Raw genomic sequence first — 17,006 nt, 5'->3', positions numbered from 1 at the left:
AACAAAAAAGCCGGAACAGAGACAGGCCAATACCTGTCCTATCCGGCCTTCATCGGAAGCAAGAAACCTATGCCTTAGGGGCTTCTGCCGCAGGGGCAGCTTCAGCAGCAGATTCAGCGGCTGCTTCTGCTTTGGAAAACTTGACCAGCGCTACTACCTGATCGGGGCTTGTTAAAATCTTAATACCGGAAGCCAACTTAAGATCCCGAACATGAATAGACTGATTACCCTTCAGATTGGATACATCTACATCGATATGTTCAGGCAGATCTTTCGGAAGACACTCAACTTCCAATTCATGCAGCGGAGCTTCCAAAACACCGCCTTCACGAACACCCTGGGCTGTTCCTACCACATGTACAGGAACCTTTGCGTGCAGGGCTTTTCCTTTTTCGACCTCATAAAAATCGACGTGAAGGAAGGTCCCTTTAAAGATATCCCGTTGGGTATCTTTAATAAAGACTTCATGCTCTGCTCCATCGATGCTAAGATTGAGGAGGGTACTTTCAGAAATACCCTTTACTTTTCTTCCGAACTCAAGGGCATCCAAAACAATCGAAAAGGCCTTTCCCGACCTTCCGTATACTACCGCAGGAATTTTACCGCTGCGTCGTAAACGGGCAGCCTCAGCAGACCCAGTGGTAGCTCTTTTCTGAGCAGTAAAAACAACGTGATCCATTATATAACTCCTTCCCTGACCGCGCTTTCAAAATATTTATGCACCTAACTGGGACGGCAGGACTCGAACCTGCGAATGCCGGAGCCAAAACCCGGTGGCTTACCACTTGCCGACGTCCCAAAAAAATTACAATTCTACCGTTGGATCATCCTGAACATTTCCGGAATCGTATACATCCAGGATTTTCTTTTGCAGTTCTGCCCTAAATTCCGGATGGATTGGATGGGCGACATCCTTGTATTCTCCGGAACGGGTTTTCCTGCTTGGCATGGCGATAAAAACACCGCTTTTGCCTTCGATAATTTTTACATTATGAACAACAAAGCAGTCGTCAAATGTAACCGTCACGTATGCCTTAAGCTTTCCCTCTCCGGCCACCTTGCGAATCCTGATGTCGGTGATCTCCATGACGCTCTCCTCTTTTTCGGCCCAGGTATAGTTGTACACCTTATTGTACTACTGCATTACCTCTGCGCGCAAGGGGAAACGTTAATTCTACAAAGGGCCAGCGATTCAAAAGCGTTTTATAAGCTGTTTTTGCGCTCTCGACAGCTGAAAAAACCCCATAACAGGTAGAACCAGAGCCCGACAAATTCACAAAATCAGCTCCAAGGGCTTTTAAATCCCGAAGAATTGCAGAATAACTTTGCTGCATCTCCGGTCTTCCAATTTCCATGAACACTTCTAAAAAATCATTATAAAAGGTCCATGAAGCGGGATGCGTTTCTAACATTCGCACTAACCGGTCCCTACCAATAAGCGGCTTTGGATAGGCTCCACTCTTCTGACGGAACGTATCCAGCATAGCAAAAGCCTCCGGAGTGCTGCTATGCAAGGCTGGATTAACCAGCACAACACACCAGGGAGCAAGGACATCGATCAGTTCGATTTGTTCACCCCGGCCGGTTACGTACGCTGTACCAGCGTACGCCGTACCGGCGTTAGTCGTACCGGTGTTCACCGTACTGGCATTAGCTGCGCTATAGTCGGTGGTTTCTGTGATGCCGCACTTAATAAAAAAAGGAACATCACTTCCCAGTTTTGCAGCCAAATTCTCTAATTGCTGCCTAGAAAGCGGATAACCTGTCAGCTGGTTAAGCGCTAAAAGGACCGCAGCGGCATCGGAAGAACCTCCTCCCAAACCAGCTCCAAGAGGAACACGCTTTTCTAGGCATATATACCAGCCAGAATCGTCACCAGACGCGCTTTGAAACAAGCGAACCGCTTTATATGCTATATTTTGCTCCGGCGGCACGGAACTGTTCAAAGAGACAGGTCCCTCAACACACAGTTCAATACCAGAGCTTTTTTTCAAAGAATCAATCCATAGGACATCACCAAATTCAAGAAGCTGAAAAATGCTTTCTATTGGATGATATCCATCGGATCTGCGATCAAAAACACCGAGATGGAGGTTGATTTTGCAAGGTGCCGCAACTCGTAATCCACCTCTCATGATCGGCATCCTATTATACTTAAAAACTTTTTTTTGTAAAGACCTATGCCAATTGCAAAAGTCTTTCACTAATGAAATGAGCGTAAATACTTCATTTTATTGACGACTGAGCCAAGTATATCTATACTCATTCTGTGGATACACAAATAAACGCTTTATTGATGAAAGCATGTAAAGACATTTTCATGGAAATCGGTTTTTCTAATATCGTCATTGAACAGGGCCAAAAGGCTGTTAAAGAAGCAGATAGGCACAAGGCCGCCCAAAATGTGGGAAAGAATGATATTCTCGCGCTGATTGGTCTTGTTGGAACACTTAAGGGCCAATTGATATTAGCGTTTCCACCTACCATTTCCGATTCTTTTGTTTCACAGCTTGTCTCTCATCTTGGCATGGATGCAGAACAAAGTCATCAGTTCAATAAAGAAGCCATTGCTGAGTTGTCAAATCAGATTGGAGGAGCTTTTGTAAACCTTTTATCTCAAAAGGGAGTTGACTGCATGATAACCCCTCCTATAATCTTAAGCGGTTCTGGAGTGCAAGCCATGCTCCCCGAGTCTGACAAAGACTACTGTTTTGATGTTTCTGGTGATTTTGGATATTTTACTTGCATTTTTGCCATTAAAAATAGCAAATTGATATAAATACCTGTTGACAGATAGTCAATCTCTCCCTTATGTTTCAAGGGTAATATCAGTTATGTATGGAGTATGCTATGGTTCCTTACGAGACCATCAATAATGATGATATGCTCAGCCTGGTCCCCCTGACCCTTGAGCAGAACGACGGACTTCCCTTCCCCATGGCTGTCTTCGATGATGATTTTGATGATGACTTCGAAGACGAGGGAGAAGACGAAGATTTTGACGACCTCGACGAAGATGACGACTTCGATGATGAAGATGACGACTTCGACGATGACTTCGACGACGATTTCGATGATGAAGATGAAGATTTCGACGACGAAGACGAGGACTACGATTACGACGACGATGTCGACTATGATGATTTTGACGAGTAATTAGCTTACTACTAGTACCGTTGGGGTATTAGACTCCTCAAAAAAAAAAAGACTGCCAGCGAGTGTTGGCAGTCTTTTTTTATCACTTGTACTAGTTTTCTGATTTCCAGAGCACCGGAGCCTCACTCCAGAGCCGTTCAAGATCATAAAAGGATCGAGCTTTTTCAGTCATCAGATGCACTACAATAAAACCCAAATCTATCAGGTTCCACTCGTCATCAGCAGGGGCCTTCCTTTGGCGCCTAAGAATTTCGACTTGTTCAGATTGAGCAAATTCCTTAATATGCCGCTGCAAACCCTGCTGATGAGTACTGCTGGTTACCGTGCTGATAATAAAAAAATCCGTCCATGTATGGAGCCCACGAAGATCTAAAACCACCACGTGCTGCCCCTTATGATCTGCAATAAGAGAGGCGAGCTTTTTCGCCAGATCCAATTGTTTAGTTGATAACATATCTACCATTAAAGTCCTTCCCTATAATAAGTGTAAAATCAGCTTTATAATTCATATCCTGAGAAAGATTTTGGCTTTCAGTGTCATTCTCAGTGATAATTACTTTACATTTCAAAACACTGCCCAACGCTTGTGCGACTTCAGGGTATCTTGAGCGGCTAATAATCTGGGTCTTTTCATAATCACTCCGCTCTGCATTGCCATAGGATAGCACATCATACCCAAAGCCCTTAAGCAGCTCTGCCGTATTGCGAGCAAGACCTATGGTTGGGGTTCCATTGAGGACCTCTACCGTAAAGACCCGGTCAGGAATTTCTCCTTCGCCCTGGCGTACCAGCCCCGAGATTGTTTGCTTTACTATTTCTTGGGCAAGAACCCCATCATAGAATGGGAACAACAACTTTTTCCCAGATACCTGTTTTACATTGCCCCCAATCTGTTGAATCGAGAATTTTTGGACATCCAGATTGGTAAGCTCCCTAAAAATGCGCAGGGTAGACTCTGTATCCAATCTGGTAGTTATAAGGGATGTCAATATTTTTTGAGCCGCAGGATCTTTCAGTAATACCCGCTTTTCGTTAAGGCTGGTCAGTAAGGACTGAATAAGCTTTTGTTTTCGTAGCGTATCCGATTCTATTTCGATAGCATCCTTGTCCAATGTATAAGTGGCATATGCAATGGCTTTGCTTCCATCTAGTTTAACAAAACCTGAAGGCAACAAAACGGGTTTTTGCGGATTATATTGTTCAAGCGGTTCAGGAATAAAGAGCGAAATTCCATCTACCAGGTCAACAAGTTTTTCAAGATGATCTAAGGTCAGAGTAACCGTAAAGGGGATCCGCAACCCCAGAAGATTTTCAATCTCCTTGGTATATTCAGTGCTTTCTGAGCCCTTATATAATGTGTCTATTCGATCTACACGATTTAGGGATTTTATAATTAGCCCCGTCTCTATCGGTACATCGAATACTGCAGCCCGTCTAGTAGGCGGATAATATAATATAACATAGGAACCAATAACCTTACGGTCCTGCTCTAGATTAAGCAGAACGTTCAGCACCTTTTCATCGCTTAGTATTTCTTCCAGCGGATCGGTTCTGCTGAAAAGATAAATGCCAACTCCGCCGCTTATAAGAATTAATACTATAAGCAGCAATAACATAAAAATTGAATCAAAACTGAGCCGTTTCATAGGAGCCCCTCCTGGCGCAGTTCGGCTAACATGGCTTCGCTTTCTTCTGTCAGTAGTTTGCCCCGCTGTTTTAAATACAACAGGGTCTGAGAGACTACCTTTGCGAATAATACAGGCAAACTGTCGGTTCTACAAGCAATCCGTAAGGATGGATCAATTCCCATTCGCGAAGGTTCGATCTTGTCGGCTATATAGACAATTTTAGCGAGAGGCTCCATTGCAGGCCCTCCGAAGGTATGCATCCTCAGAGCCTGTAACAAGGACTGGTTTTCAAGTCCATGATAGGTATACAAATAGACTGCAGCGGCCCTGCCATGCATCAATTCAGGCTTTTTACTTTCCACCGTATTTATCGGCAAAGCATCAAGCTTGACCAGCTTCATAATTGCATCGGGAGTCCAGGCTTTGCACATATCATGGGCTATGCCGGCAAGGTACCCTTGTTTCTCATCCATCCCATAACGCCTGCAAAGCTGAGCAGCTAAGACAGCTACATTCTTTGAATGGAGGAATCTATTTTGCGGCAGCCAGGCACGGGCTAGATCTTCAATAAGGGATATCAAAGATGCAGAAACATCGTTATTTCCGACATATTCCGCAGCATATAAGCCTCGGTCTCGAATCATATGGGCAACCCCAGGGGGCACCAAATGGGTCCATGCAGAGCCTTCCCTTATGGCGGATCTTACCTGGCTCGAAGAAATCGGTATTTGAGGATTGGAAATAGCCTTATAGGGATAGGGAAAATCAGTTATTTCTGTATTGATTCTTGTTGCAAGCAGAAGATCGGCTTTTTGTGCAAGCAGATCTGCGGATTTCCAACGGTGAAAAGCACCGAGGTGATCATCCCCAAGAAGAAGACCTATTTTTTTGTCGCATTGGTACCGCCGTTCAATATCGAGTATGGTATCAATCGTATAGGAAAGCCCTCCCCGTTTTATTTCACAGTCGTCTACCATGAACCGAGGATTGCCAGAAATGGCGGCCATGAGCATATCAACTCTATCACGGGAAGTAGCCCCTTCAGGGCCCGTTTTAAACGGGGATTGATTAGTGGGAACAAAAACTACAACATCATAGTCCAGTGTTCTCAGCACTGTTTCTGCAAGAGCAAGATGTCCATAGTGAACCGGATTAAAGCTACCCCCCAAAACTGCTACGTTCAAGGCTGTTATTGCCCTCCGCCGTCCATATCAGTAACCATTTGAGCAAAAGCATGGGAAAGTTCCGTTAGCCCTTGGCCGGTAAAAACAGAAATTCCGAGCACAGTTTCCTTTGGATAGCGCTGGCGCAATTCTTCGAGCCGGTCCTGGGTACCTTCCAGATCCAATTTAGTACCCACAATAATACGTTTTTTTTGTACCAAATCGTTCGAGAAAGCTTCAAGTTCACCTTTCAGGATATCAAAGGCCTCAAGATATTTTTCATCAGAAAGGTCGATAAGGAACGCAAGGCCCGCTGTTCTGGAGATGTGCTTGAGAAATCTGATACCGAGCCCTGCACCGCTCGAGGCACCTTCTATAAGCCCCGGAATATCAGCAAGGATTATATCCCGGTCATCGATGTTCAGAATTCCCAGGTTGGGGATTTTGGTAGTAAACGGATAGGGAGCAATTTTGGGCCTTGCGTTAGTGAACCGATCCAGCAAGCTCGATTTACCCGCATTCGGGAAACCAACAAAGCCAATATCAGCCATAACCTGCAGTTCCACCTTAAGCCTGCGGGTTTCGCCCTTCTGACCCGGTAAGGCTTTACGGGGTGCCTGGTTGGTCGAAGACTTAAAGTGTACATTTCCCCACCCGCCGTTACCGCCTTTAAGGAACACAAAACGGCCTTCGTCTTTACCAAAATCCCGAATAAGCTCCCCAGTGTCGGCGTCTTTTATAATCGTCCCGGGGGGAACCGGTACGATAACATCTTCGCCATGGCGGCCATATTTCTGAGATCCTTCGCCATCACGACCGTTTTCTGCCTTAAAAACCTGTTTATATCTAAGATGCGCGAGGGTACGCAGATTCCGTCGGACCTCAAACACCACATCTCCGCCGCGGCCGCCATCACCCCCCGAGGGCCCTCCTAAGGGGACATACTTTTCCCGCCGGAAGGCAACACAGCCGTTGCCACCATTGCCTGAGGATACTTCTATTATCGCTTCGTCTGCAAATTTCTGCATAAGTTTATAAACACAAACGGCGCGCCCAAGGGGCGCGCCGCGCACTGTTCCGAGATATGGCCCCGAGGGCTATCCCAGTCCGTGAAATTATTCGGCTGCACCAGCAGGCGTTACCCCTGCCAGCTTCCGGCCCCGGCGTTCAGAAAAGTTGACCGTGCCATCCACCAGCGCAAAAAGGGTATAATCGGAACCGCATCCGACATTTACACCAGGATGTATCTTGGTACCCCGCTGACGCACGATTATTGAGCCAGCCTTTACAAATGAACCACCAGAAGCCTTTATTCCAAGGTATTGGGGATTAGAATCCCGTCCGTTTTTAGCACCGCTACCGCCCCGTTTCCGAGCCATATTGCTACCTCCGCTCTCTTTGTATTCGAACACAGCAATGTTCAGAAAACTCTTCCGAAATAGATAACAAACCTTCCAACAGAAAGTTTGTAATTCCGGCTACCTGGTCTCTGCAGACCGCGGCATATTCAATTTCCATAAACAATTCACCCCGTGCAGGGGCATTTCCCCGTACAGTAACCCCCTCTGTTTTGGAAAGGGTCCTGAGGGCCGTCCGGGAAAGGACTGAAACGGCGGCACAAACTATGTCCTCGTTTCGCGGCCCTGCGCTGGCGTGTCCCACTACTGCACAGGATTTCAGTATCCCTGCAGTATCAAGGATGACGTCAACGCGAATCATAGGCTTTAATTAGGCCCCGACAATGTCCTGGATACGGATATAAGAATATTGCTGCCGGTGACCCTTTTTGCGGCGGTAATCTTTCTTTGGCATATATTTAAAGACAATAATTTTCTTGTCCTTGCCATGATTTTCCACAACCGCCTTCACCGCGGCTCCTTTTACATAGGGAGCGCCGACGGAAACCGAATCTCCGGATACAAGGAGTACCGAGTCGATATCCACAACGGAACCAACCTCAGCATCGATCCTATCCACTTTTAACAAAGCACCTTTCTCAGCCTTGTATTGTTTGCCTTTAAATTCTACCAGTGCGTACATGAACAATCGCCCTCGATTCTATTCGGATGATAATACTTCGGTGTTTATACACCGGTCTCTATTATTAAGTCAATAGGCACTGCGCTCGCCTTTGCTTTACATGACATCCAGGAAGGGTATACATACCAAATTCATGGCAGATTTAAGCACCTCCAGTACCGCTTTGGAAAGAGCGAGCCTCGTTGCGGCCAAATCAGCCGATTCGGCGTTTAATATGGGACAGTCATGGTAAAATCTGCTGAATGCCTTTGAAAGTTCATACAAGTAGGCCGCAATAACCGAGGCATCCATTTGGCTTGCAGCCAGACTGACCGTTTCCGGATATTGGGACAAGGTTTTTACAAGGGCCCACTCGGCTTCATCTGAAAGCAATTCAGGCTTTACCGATCCGGATTCAGCAAGGGATCCGGCTTTCTTCCTGAGCATGGAAGAGATGCGCACCCCCATATACTGAAGGTAGGGACCCGTATTCCCGTTAAAAGAGAGGGACTCCCGGGGATTAAAGAGCATATCCTTTGTGGGAGAGACCTGTAAAAGGTAATAATGAAGGGCTCCTACCGCAATTTTTTCTGCCACCGATTCGCCATTCCCAACAGCCTCTTCTCGGTTTTTCTCCTTTATTTCCTGCAACGCCATAGCCTTAAGACTGTCTATAAGGTCATCCGCATCTACGACAGTCCCTTCCCGGCTCTTCATTTTTCCTTCCGGCAGATTTACCATGCCATAAGAGAGATGATAGAGGTTTTTAGCCCAATCATAGCCGAGTTTTTCCAGCACCTTGAAAAGAACCTTGAAATGGTACTGTTGTTCTGAACCTACCACATACACAAGGCGCTCAAAAGGCCAGTCATGGTGACGGAAAATGGCGGTTCCAATATCCTGGGTTATATACAGGGATGTACCATCCTTGCGCAGCAGCACCTTTTTATCAAGTCCATCGGCGGTTAAATCAACCCATACTGAACCGTCTTCTTCCCGATAGAAAAAGCCCTGTTCAAGGCCTTTAAGAACCTCTTCTTTACCCTTCAGGTAGGTTTGGCTTTCAAAATAATATTGGTCAAAGGACACACCGGTCCGTTCATAGGTTTTTTTAATTCCCTCTACAGCCCAGCTATTCATTTGCTTCCAGAGACTCACTGTTTCGGCGTCTCCCTGTTCCCATTTCCGCAGCAATTCCTGGGCTCGTTCTTCCGCAGAAGGATCTTCCTGGCTCATTTTATGGAAGCGGACATACCAGTCTCCTACAAAACGGTCGCTCTTTACTCCCTCTGATTCGGGGGTTTTCCCCTGTCCGAATTCTTTATATGCAAGCATGGACTTGCAGATATGAATACCCCGGTCATTGATAATGCAAACCTTGCGCACCTCTGCTCCGCAGGCTGCAAGGATACGGGAAATACTTTCCCCGAGCACATCATTCCTCAAATGCCCCAGGTGAAGGGGCTTATTAGTGTTCGGGCTGGAAAACTCAACCATGATTTTGCGATTTTTAAGACTCTGGGGTCTTTCAAAATCCTCAGGATGTTCCAGGACGGCCTGTAAAATCTGCTTTGTTACCGCAGCCTTTTCCAGCCTTATGTTGACATAGGGGCCTTCCGCTGCAACGGTTCCCCATTGAGCAATCCCTGATGAGGTGAGTCGTTCCGCTACTGCTTGGGCAATCTGAGGCGGTCCCTTACGAAGCACTTTGGCAAAGGGAAACATAGGAATACCCAGGTCACCCAACTCGGGTTTCGGCGGAATTTCCACAACAACCTGTTCTGCCCTTATTATATTTACACTGCCACTCTGCTGAGCTAATTCGGTAAGTGCAGCGGCTACAGCCTGTTTCCAAATTTCTTTTATGTCCTGCATATTTCCATCCTGAGAGGCCACCATAGCATAGTTTTCGATTTAGCTCAATCGATAAGGGCCACCATCCTGGTGTAAGAATCTGGCCCCTGTCTCCTGAAAGAACCTAATCGGGTATTACATACGGTGCAATCGGAACAGACCGCTATTTCCTGAACCCCAGCCTGGGCAAGCAGCCGGCTATTGGCAGCCTTGAGATCGAGGGAATAATTAAAAGCCCCATTCGGGTCAACGCTGTGTTTTACCACCGATCCCAGCGGGAAAGGACCCTCTGAACCGCCGAATTCGGCTTCGAATTGTCGAGCCCGCTCTTCATCGACCTTATAGCACTCAGAACAAATGCAGGGTCCTAATACGGCAAGTATGTCCTTGGGGGCTACCTGCCACTGTTCAATAAAGATAGCTAATGCGCGTCGTACAATGCCAGTTCCTTTCCAGCCAGAATGCAGCATAGCTCTGTATGTCCCGCTTCTATCCCGCAAATAAATCGAGAGACAATCCGCCACGGTTACCGAAAGCCAGAGGCCTACCTTGTCTGTTACAAGGCCATCAGCCTCGACCCCTGCAAGGTGAGAGGAGCCATCTACAATCACCACATTCCGGGAATGGACTTGCTGGACCGCATATACCGGCAGATGTTCTATCCCTTTTCTTTTTGCAAGGGCAGAAAAAAATTGCTCCCGGTGAGGATTCTGGGTATAAGGATCAAACTTCATATCTCCGGCTTCGATAGGAGACAAAAAACAGGAAGGACCGGAAACAGCGTTGCCATTATCGATAAAAGGAAACCCAAAAGCCCTGTATGTATCGTGATATTCAAGACGAAAAGGATAGATATGCATAGGCCTACTTTCTCATTAAATCCCTGCTTTTTCAATCTCGTTCAGTAAGCTCAGAGATTTTTCCAGCTTTTCCCGGGTACCTTTGAGAAGCACCAGGTACGACCCGCTTTTACCGGCAAGACTGCCTAAATTAATCAGTGAATCATAGCGGCCGCCGGCTTCTCCCTTTAGAATCCCTTCGAGCACCAGAGAAAGGGACTTAAGGGCCTTCATTGCCCGATTAATAATTTCAGAAGCTTCATCAGAAGCTTCCGTCTCGATCACCTGTATTTTTCGTCGCTTTACTGAAAGGGCTGTAATTTCTTGCCGGGCAATATCATAACGCTTTCCGAGGTCCCCGGTGGGTGATAATTTTTGATCAAAAGCCCGTATTGTTTCTCCCAGCTGAAGAAGCTCATTATAAGCCTCAGTAAATTCGGTACGATTTTCTTTTTTGTAAAATTCTCCGTCAATTAAAATGGGTTTTAATGCCCGGTTTATTTCTTCGACAAATAATACGTTGTAAAAAGTAAACAAAAAAGCTAGGCTAAAGGCTCCATGGATAGGGATACCATCCGGATTATTGATACCTGCTACATACTGGAGCGATTTTATCGGATTTCCCTTAAAAAAATCCCGCAGTTCCTCCACCAGTTCTTGGCGGCGCTGCTCTTGAATATAGCGGTTACAGCGGTCTTCTACTTGTTTTTTCCAATAATCCCGATATACGGCAAACCAGTCTTCGCCGCCGGTAATACTTTGGGGAAAATAAGAGAGGTTTCGGCTGGAACAGCGAATAATGGCGGTAAGGGGGATACGCTTGTTAAACTGTCGAATTCTTCCCAAGGCTTCCTCGGCTCGGGATAAGAGGGTTTTTAATTCAAGAGCAAGGTCAATTTTGGGTTCGGTGTTTCGTTCTTGGAGGAGAAAGATAAACAAAGTTTCCAGAAGAGCCATCGAAGGCGGATCCTGCAGCGAGTACAAAATATTGTTCAAAGCACTGAGTTGATCCATAGCTAAATATGCAGGTGCGGTAAGACCTTTATTGCTTGAATCCCGCGCAAAATTTGACAATAGGCGATCAAAAAGAAAGGAGGAGAGTTCTTTTAAGCATTGAAGAGACCGGGCGTTCCGGTACATGATCCGCCGTTCGTCTTCATTGATAGACTGAAAAACGCTGTCCAATGTGCGGTTCGCGATATTCCTAACATCCGTTTCGGTAAGCTGAGGATTGCCTTTGGCTATTTCTTCGGGATCGGTCTCATTAAGGAGTCTGCGATGTACATAATCTAGCTCAAGGGAAGCAAGAAATGAGAAAAAAGCACCCTTATCCCGGTTAAGACTAATATCAAGAGCCTCATAAAAAAACCTGGCGGCCTCTTTCAGGGAACCAATTTCCTCCATAAAGCCAGAAAGTAAGATATTGCGCCGGTGGTCGAATAAACCCGGCGCGCGGCTTTCGATCATAGCACCGAGGGATGAAATAAGCCTATCTTCATAGAGTTTAAGGGGCGATTTCCCTTTGAAAAAACTAAGAATAGTGAGGTAGAGCTTATAATACCAGGGAATTTCTTTGTATTGCCGTTCTACATCAACCTTGGGAGGAACTTCTTCTTCATGAAATAGCACTTCTTTAGAAAGCACTGCATAGCTGGAAAGTTTGGAAAGGAGGGCTTGGCGCTCTTCCATAGAAAGACGGGAAGCTAATCGTTCAAAGGTATCTATCCCTTCAGAAGGCTGCATGTATAGAACTATAAAAGATTGCTCCGGCTCTGGTCAACGATTTTATATGAAAATTATTTATAAACTATGGAAATTTGATAATTTAGAGTTTTTAGCCCCTAGGGGAATCGAACCCCTCTTTTAAGATTGAGAATCTCATGTCCTAACCGATAGACGAAGGGGCCAAAGACGCAAAAAGCCCTGCGGGGCGAGCCCCAGAGGGCTTTTCTTGTTCCCCAGGGAGGATTCGAACCCCCACAAGCAGATCCAGAGTCTGCCGTGCTACCCTTACACAACCGGGGAATAAGCATCAAAGCTGATGAACGGACAGTAGCATATTATGGATTCTTTGTCAATAAGACTCAGAAGCCTTTCACTCTCCGTGATATTCTATCAGCGTCTTTATAGGGATAGACCCTAAAAGAGCACGATAATTCAAAAAGGGGAGTCCAACCACGCCGAAAAGCCCCGCGACCTCTGCACCCGCGGCAGCAATAAGGTCTGTGGCGGCCCGCAGGGTACCTCCAGTTGCGATGAGATCATCCACAACGAGAACCCGCTTTCCCACTGGCACGTCATCAGGATGTACTTCTATTTCTGCTTCGCCATATTCAAGCTGATACTTTTTAGAGATTGTTTTTCCGGGCAGTTTTCCCTTCTTTCTGATAAGTATAAGGGGAATCCCCAGACGATCAGCAAAAGGAGCGGCAAAAACAAAACCACGGGACTCAATGGCGGCCACCGCGTCTATGGACTCATTGCGATACAGATCCTCCATTGCATCCAGGCAGTATGCAAAAGCTTTGGGGTTTGCCAGAATGCTCGTAATATCATAAAAAAGAATCCCCTTTTTGGGGAAATCGGGGACCTTGCGAATTGCAGCATCAAGATCAAAGGTGGTATCCATCGGCAAATTAACTCCATCCCAGCACTGATTGAACCCAGGATTTCACCCGGGCCGCCCTATTTTCCGGCGGAAGCACTTCGTAAAGCAAGGGTTCAGAAAAAACCGCCACTTCCGCATCCTGAGTGATAGCGCGAAGATATTCGATAGCACTTTTTGAGGATAGAGTAAAGAGGCCGCAGGGTCGTCCGGCAAGATTTATCCCCTTAAGGACCCGCTCAACCTCGCTAAACCGGGCAGGATGCGGTTCCTGGCATCCGAAAAGGTAGGCATCCGCGGGGAGCATGTCCGTAGCGGCGAAATCAGCGGCATCCACTATTGCAACATGCGCGGGAGCAAGATGGACAGCGAGCTGTCTGCCCACATCCTTAATAACATCTGAGTCATCTACAAGAATAAGGACATTCTTTATTGGTTTCACGATATAAAAGTCTAGCTTCCACAGCGGTAAATGTCAACGATTTTTAGGGAGATCAATTAAGAACTCGGTCCCTTTACCCATATCAGAATTTACGTTGATATGGCCTTTATGGGTTTCTACAACTATGCTGTAAGATATCGATAGTCCTAGCCCGGTTCCTTTACCTGGCTCTTTGGTGGTAAAAAAGGGGTCAAAGATTTTTTTCTGATTGATTCAGGGATTCCAGGACCATTGTCCTTTATGGAGACCATTATGTAATCCTTTTCATCCCAGGTTGATATGACAATACGACCGTGTTCTTCTTTCTTTGCGCTTTCTATTGCTTGGGCTGCATTTACTAATATATTCAACCAAACCTGGTTTAATTCATTTCCCCTAGCCATGATTTTTGGAATAGAACCAAGTCTTTTTTCTACATCCGCCACATATTTTATCTCATTCCAAGCAACCACCAATGTACTTTCTATGCCAGCATTGACATCATATTCGGCAAACCCTTCTCCTTGATCAAGGCGGGAGAAAGTCTTTAAGTCGCTTACGATCCGGATAATCCTTTCAAATCCTTCAGAAGACTCATTTAAAACTTCTTTAATGCTATCAAAATGTTTATAAAGTTTATTTACAAGTGCGACTTGAGATTCATTCAACGGAGTAACCTTGAGTTCCTCCAACAGGCTGGAAACCTTATTGACATATGTATTTAAAATACCATGGTTGCTTTTTAAAAAACCTAGAGGGTTATTAATTTCATGAGCAACACCTGCGGCAAGCTGACCAATAGATGCCAACTTTTCTTGTTGAACCATCATTTCCTGCGTCTTTTGAAGTTTGTTGTTCAGTTCTGATAGTTCAAGATTTGTACGCCATAGTTCTCGTTCTTTTTCTATTCTTTCAGTAATATCATTGATGATACCCTGTAATTCCCGTATTTTTCCATGCTCATCCCGAAGTACAGCAATAGATTCCATGCAATATATTAGCCTGTCATCAAAGGTCTTTAATATTGTTTCATAAGTTGCTGAATTACCGTTCGTGAATAACCGTTTAAGCCCTACTTTACGGTCTTCAGGATTGTAGAGAAGCTGGCTAAAAGGTTTTCCTAATATTTCGTCCGGGGCCGAGAGCCCAAAAGCGCGGAGCCCTGCAAAATTGACACTGGCAATATAATCATCAGCATCACAGGTATAAATGATATTCGGAGATGCATCAAAAAGATTTCTGAGCCGCTTTTCTTCGAAAGTAAGTTTATCCAGCAATTTCTTCTTTTCGTATTCAGAGATATAGAGCCGCATCCTCATTATCAGAATTGTTCCGATTGTTCGGCTTATCTTTTGTATTAATCCTACTGTTAGTGCATCCCAGGGGACGTCTGATCTTCCAAGAACAATAAACCCTTTTATAATTGACCGGGAGTTAAATAGACCACAGGTAACCCAATATTTTTCTGTGCTGCCAAACTGTGGTATTTCCCAGGGTCCAAAAGTATAGGCTTCACCACTATTGGCAGTATCTAGGGTACGCACCACATGGTCCCAGTCAGCATTTGATAGTTTGATCGAATAATCTGATCCTGACAGTCTGAGATGGCATATGCCTGAAATATCCTTGTAAAAAATAGCGGTAATTTTAGCTTTCAGTAATTTGCAAAGATGATTGGCAACCAGAATGTCCGCATGTTCCGAAGTATCCTTAGCATACAATAAAACCAACTGCAAAAGTAGTTTTTCCGGTGTCATGGTCCATATTCAATTGAAAAAAAAGATAATATCCCCAGCAAACTGAACACCTGTTCAACTTTTGGCTGTAGATCCCTCAAAATGACCTGTATCCCCCGTTTATTACCAGCTACAACCACATTTGCAAAAAGTCCTACACCTGTGGAGGAAACATATGACAATTTCTGAAGATTAAAAATAAGACGGCTTCTGCTTGGCATCTCATTCATAATCATGTCCAGGATAACCTGAGCATCAGCCGAACTTTGCAAATCCAGTTCACCTTCGATCTGGATAACCCAAAGATCTTCTTGTTCTGTATTGATGAATATTTTTGCGTACTTGTTCTTCTCGTTAAATTGCCGGAGCATTTCTGAGATTTCCATAGCTTTAGAAGAGCTGAGCTGACAGGATGCTTACATCGTCGCTAAAATCCTTGGCTCGTGAAAGCTCAAGTGCACAGGTAAGCAATTGGCGATGATATTCGGGGCTATAAGGGATTCCAGAAAACACTTCTCGTGGAGCCAACTTAACAGGCTTATCATTTTCGGTGAATTCTATTAATCCATCTGTATATAGGGTGATAACATCTCCGCTCTGAAGTTGGACACCCTGTTCAGCATACATGATATTAGAGGCAAATCCAATTGCCGAACCTGAGATTGGCAGTTCGGATATAGCATTTCCACGCAGTATACAGGGATGGCATTGTCCTGCATTTGCATAGGTAAAATTTTGAGATTTAGAATCGAGGATACCTGCAAAAAAGGTAATCAGTAACCCGGTTGTACGGCGCAGTTCAAAATTCATACGATCGTTCAGCCAACTTAAAAAAGAAGCGGGAGTTATTTTTTTTGTTAAGTTAACGCGGACGTATTCAGGGTATATGATTGCTTTGAGAATTCCAGTTACAAACGCAGCTCGAACACCATGACCTGCGACATCGCCAATGAGAATAAGATATCGATCAGGTGCAAGGGTAATTACATCATAATAGTCACCGCCACAATAGAGGTGAGAGACCGGACGATAACTGACCCTATATTCTACACTCGTTGATTGGGGGAGCGCAGGCCTGAGGAGGGCTTTTTGCATTTCGCCGGCCCATCTCAGTTCCTCTTGTATTTTTTTTGTGAGTTGATCATGTTCTTGCTTGAGCATGATCGTTTTATATGCCTTGTCAACCTCAGCTAAAAGGTACTCAGAATCCCAGGGTTTTAAAATATAACTAAAAATACCTGCCCGAACCGCTTTTATAACCTCATTCGTTTCAGAAAATCCGGTTAGCAATATGGAAAGAATATGTGGATAGGTATCTTTTACAATCTGGAGAAAATCCGATCCTTTCATTTCGGGCATCCGGAGATCAGAAATGACAAGTAGCGTCTCCTGCCCTTTTTCCTTTAAAATTTCAAGGGCTTTAAGTGCATGTGGAGCGGTAATGATAGTAATAGAGCGTTCATCCGCCCAATCTTCAAGTTCGCGGCTTAGGGCTTTTAAAATGTTAGGCTCATCATCCACGAGCAACAAATAACGTTCGGCCATCTACCTGCCTCCTGTTTACTGCTCTATTCCACCTACAATT

Annotated in this window: 19 protein-coding genes, 3 tRNA genes and 1 pseudogene; 2 read left to right on the top strand and 21 right to left on the bottom strand. The window is 45.2% G+C overall.

Features of this window, described 5'->3' with window-relative positions:
- Positions 1 to 67 precede the first annotated feature (67 nt).
- The 4 genes from Q7P68_RS02490 to Q7P68_RS02475 form a co-directional block, all read right to left on the bottom strand.
- Positions 68 to 679, bottom strand: a complete 612-nt coding sequence (locus tag Q7P68_RS02490; RefSeq protein WP_304222374.1) for a 50S ribosomal protein L25 — start codon at positions 677 to 679, stop codon at positions 68 to 70.
- Between the two features lie 48 nt (positions 680 to 727).
- Positions 728 to 799, bottom strand: a tRNA-Gln gene (locus Q7P68_RS02485).
- Between the two features lie 6 nt (positions 800 to 805).
- Positions 806 to 1,087: a septation regulator SpoVG gene (spoVG, locus tag Q7P68_RS02480; protein ID WP_304222372.1), complete on the bottom strand. Its 282-nt coding sequence runs from the start codon at positions 1,085 to 1,087 to the stop codon at positions 806 to 808.
- 40 nt (positions 1,088 to 1,127) lie between these two features.
- On the bottom strand, positions 1,128 to 2,144 hold the full coding sequence (locus Q7P68_RS02475) for a 4-(cytidine 5'-diphospho)-2-C-methyl-D-erythritol kinase (RefSeq protein ID WP_304222370.1): 1,017 nt from the start codon (positions 2,142 to 2,144) through the stop codon (positions 1,128 to 1,130).
- Positions 2,145 to 2,269: 125 nt separating this feature from the next.
- On the opposite strand from Q7P68_RS02475, the gene Q7P68_RS02470 reads away from it, so the two are divergent.
- Together Q7P68_RS02470 and Q7P68_RS02465 are read left to right on the top strand one after the other, a co-directional pair.
- The gene (locus tag Q7P68_RS02470) at positions 2,270 to 2,779 is read left to right on the top strand and encodes a chemotaxis protein CheX (protein ID WP_304222368.1); all 510 of its coding nucleotides are present in this window, start codon (positions 2,270 to 2,272) and stop codon (positions 2,777 to 2,779) included.
- 59 nt (positions 2,780 to 2,838) lie between these two features.
- Complete coding sequence (locus Q7P68_RS02465) at positions 2,839 to 3,156, top strand: hypothetical protein (protein ID WP_304222366.1); 318 nt, start codon at positions 2,839 to 2,841, stop codon at positions 3,154 to 3,156.
- Positions 3,157 to 3,247: 91 nt separating this feature from the next.
- Here the strand turns inward: Q7P68_RS02465 and rsfS are convergent, their stop codons facing one another.
- The 17 genes and pseudogenes from rsfS to Q7P68_RS02380 form a co-directional block, all read right to left on the bottom strand.
- Positions 3,248 to 3,619 (bottom strand): ribosome silencing factor, encoded by a 372-nt coding sequence (gene rsfS / locus Q7P68_RS02460; RefSeq protein ID WP_304222364.1) that lies wholly within the window; start codon positions 3,617 to 3,619, stop codon positions 3,248 to 3,250.
- On the bottom strand, positions 3,597 to 4,802 hold the full coding sequence (locus Q7P68_RS02455) for an LCP family protein (protein WP_304222362.1): 1,206 nt from the start codon (positions 4,800 to 4,802) through the stop codon (positions 3,597 to 3,599). The genes rsfS and Q7P68_RS02455 overlap by 23 nt, the downstream gene beginning before the upstream one ends.
- Positions 4,799 to 5,968 carry a nicotinate (nicotinamide) nucleotide adenylyltransferase gene (nadD, locus tag Q7P68_RS02450; protein ID WP_304222360.1) on the bottom strand — a complete coding sequence of 390 codons (1,170 nt, stop codon included), beginning with the start codon at positions 5,966 to 5,968 and terminating at the stop codon, positions 4,799 to 4,801. The genes Q7P68_RS02455 and nadD overlap by 4 nt, the downstream gene beginning before the upstream one ends.
- 5 nt (positions 5,969 to 5,973) lie before the next feature.
- Complete coding sequence (gene obgE, locus Q7P68_RS02445; RefSeq protein WP_304222358.1) at positions 5,974 to 6,975, bottom strand: GTPase ObgE; 1,002 nt, start codon at positions 6,973 to 6,975, stop codon at positions 5,974 to 5,976.
- An 87-nt stretch (positions 6,976 to 7,062) separates the two neighbouring features.
- Positions 7,063 to 7,326: a 50S ribosomal protein L27 gene (gene rpmA / locus Q7P68_RS02440; protein WP_304222356.1), complete on the bottom strand. Its 264-nt coding sequence runs from the start codon at positions 7,324 to 7,326 to the stop codon at positions 7,063 to 7,065.
- Positions 7,327 to 7,330: 4 nt separating this feature from the next.
- Positions 7,331 to 7,666: a ribosomal-processing cysteine protease Prp gene (locus tag Q7P68_RS02435; RefSeq protein WP_304222354.1), complete on the bottom strand. Its 336-nt coding sequence runs from the start codon at positions 7,664 to 7,666 to the stop codon at positions 7,331 to 7,333.
- 9 nt (positions 7,667 to 7,675) lie between these two features.
- On the bottom strand, positions 7,676 to 7,987 hold the full coding sequence (gene rplU / locus Q7P68_RS02430; RefSeq protein ID WP_304222352.1) for a 50S ribosomal protein L21: 312 nt from the start codon (positions 7,985 to 7,987) through the stop codon (positions 7,676 to 7,678).
- Positions 7,988 to 8,083: 96 nt separating this feature from the next.
- Positions 8,084 to 9,841, bottom strand: a complete 1,758-nt coding sequence (gene argS, locus Q7P68_RS02425) for an arginine--tRNA ligase (protein ID WP_304222350.1) — start codon at positions 9,839 to 9,841, stop codon at positions 8,084 to 8,086.
- Between the two features lie 44 nt (positions 9,842 to 9,885).
- The gene (locus Q7P68_RS02420) at positions 9,886 to 10,680 is read right to left on the bottom strand and encodes a purine nucleoside phosphorylase YfiH/LACC1 family protein (RefSeq protein ID WP_304222348.1); all 795 of its coding nucleotides are present in this window, start codon (positions 10,678 to 10,680) and stop codon (positions 9,886 to 9,888) included.
- A 15-nt stretch (positions 10,681 to 10,695) separates the two neighbouring features.
- On the bottom strand, positions 10,696 to 12,402 hold the full coding sequence (locus Q7P68_RS02415) for a DUF5312 family protein (RefSeq protein ID WP_304222346.1): 1,707 nt from the start codon (positions 12,400 to 12,402) through the stop codon (positions 10,696 to 10,698).
- A gap of 92 nt (positions 12,403 to 12,494) precedes the next feature.
- Positions 12,495 to 12,566 (bottom strand) — tRNA-Glu (locus Q7P68_RS02410).
- 47 nt (positions 12,567 to 12,613) lie between these two features.
- Positions 12,614 to 12,684: transfer RNA gene (locus Q7P68_RS02405), tRNA-Gln, on the bottom strand.
- 70 nt (positions 12,685 to 12,754) lie between these two features.
- Positions 12,755 to 13,288: an adenine phosphoribosyltransferase gene (locus tag Q7P68_RS02400; protein ID WP_304222345.1), complete on the bottom strand. Its 534-nt coding sequence runs from the start codon at positions 13,286 to 13,288 to the stop codon at positions 12,755 to 12,757.
- 7 nt (positions 13,289 to 13,295) lie between these two features.
- A complete protein-coding gene (locus tag Q7P68_RS02395; RefSeq protein WP_304222343.1) occupies positions 13,296 to 13,706 on the bottom strand; it encodes a hypothetical protein in 411 nt (136 codons plus the stop codon).
- A gap of 33 nt (positions 13,707 to 13,739) precedes the next feature.
- Positions 13,740 to 14,998 (bottom strand): annotated as a pseudogene (locus tag Q7P68_RS02390) (sensor histidine kinase).
- Between the two features lie 440 nt (positions 14,999 to 15,438).
- Complete coding sequence (locus tag Q7P68_RS02385; RefSeq protein WP_304222339.1) at positions 15,439 to 15,807, bottom strand: STAS domain-containing protein; 369 nt, start codon at positions 15,805 to 15,807, stop codon at positions 15,439 to 15,441.
- A 4-nt stretch (positions 15,808 to 15,811) separates the two neighbouring features.
- Positions 15,812 to 16,966, bottom strand: a complete 1,155-nt coding sequence (locus Q7P68_RS02380) for a PP2C family protein-serine/threonine phosphatase (RefSeq protein WP_304222336.1) — start codon at positions 16,964 to 16,966, stop codon at positions 15,812 to 15,814.
- Between the last annotated feature and the right edge of the window lie 40 nt (positions 16,967 to 17,006).

The sequence above is a fragment of the Gracilinema caldarium genome, from assembly GCF_029265695.1.
GTDB lineage: Bacteria > Spirochaetota > Spirochaetia > Treponematales > Breznakiellaceae > Gracilinema > Gracilinema caldarium_A.
This window is presented reverse-complemented; position numbering and strand designations above follow the sequence as displayed.

Bases quoted from the DNA above. Each gene is read 5' to 3' on its own strand.
- Q7P68_RS02420 (WP_304222348.1), bottom strand. From the start codon at position 10,680: ATGCATATCTATCCTTTTCGTCTTGAATATCACGATACATACAGGGCT.
- rsfS (WP_304222364.1), bottom strand. From the start codon at position 3,619: ATGGTAGATATGTTATCAACTAAACAATTGGATCTGGCGAAAAAGCTC.
- Q7P68_RS02455 (WP_304222362.1), bottom strand. From the start codon at position 4,802: ATGAAACGGCTCAGTTTTGATTCAATTTTTATGTTATTGCTGCTTATA.
- Q7P68_RS02400 (WP_304222345.1), bottom strand. From the start codon at position 13,288: ATGGATACCACCTTTGATCTTGATGCTGCAATTCGCAAGGTCCCCGAT.
- Q7P68_RS02465 (WP_304222366.1), top strand. From the start codon at position 2,839: ATGGAGTATGCTATGGTTCCTTACGAGACCATCAATAATGATGATATG.
- obgE (WP_304222358.1), bottom strand. From the start codon at position 6,975: ATGCAGAAATTTGCAGACGAAGCGATAATAGAAGTATCCTCAGGCAAT.
- Q7P68_RS02435 (WP_304222354.1), bottom strand. From the start codon at position 7,666: ATGATTCGCGTTGACGTCATCCTTGATACTGCAGGGATACTGAAATCC.
- Q7P68_RS02380 (WP_304222336.1), bottom strand. From the start codon at position 16,966: ATGGCCGAACGTTATTTGTTGCTCGTGGATGATGAGCCTAACATTTTA.
- argS (WP_304222350.1), bottom strand. From the start codon at position 9,841: ATGCAGGACATAAAAGAAATTTGGAAACAGGCTGTAGCCGCTGCACTT.
- Q7P68_RS02475 (WP_304222370.1), bottom strand. From the start codon at position 2,144: ATGCCGATCATGAGAGGTGGATTACGAGTTGCGGCACCTTGCAAAATC.
- Q7P68_RS02490 (WP_304222374.1), bottom strand. From the start codon at position 679: ATGGATCACGTTGTTTTTACTGCTCAGAAAAGAGCTACCACTGGGTCT.
- Q7P68_RS02385 (WP_304222339.1), bottom strand. From the start codon at position 15,807: ATGGAAATCTCAGAAATGCTCCGGCAATTTAACGAGAAGAACAAGTAC.
- Q7P68_RS02415 (WP_304222346.1), bottom strand. From the start codon at position 12,402: ATGCAGCCTTCTGAAGGGATAGATACCTTTGAACGATTAGCTTCCCGT.
- rplU (WP_304222352.1), bottom strand. From the start codon at position 7,987: ATGTACGCACTGGTAGAATTTAAAGGCAAACAATACAAGGCTGAGAAA.
- rpmA (WP_304222356.1), bottom strand. From the start codon at position 7,326: ATGGCTCGGAAACGGGGCGGTAGCGGTGCTAAAAACGGACGGGATTCT.
- spoVG (WP_304222372.1), bottom strand. From the start codon at position 1,087: ATGGAGATCACCGACATCAGGATTCGCAAGGTGGCCGGAGAGGGAAAG.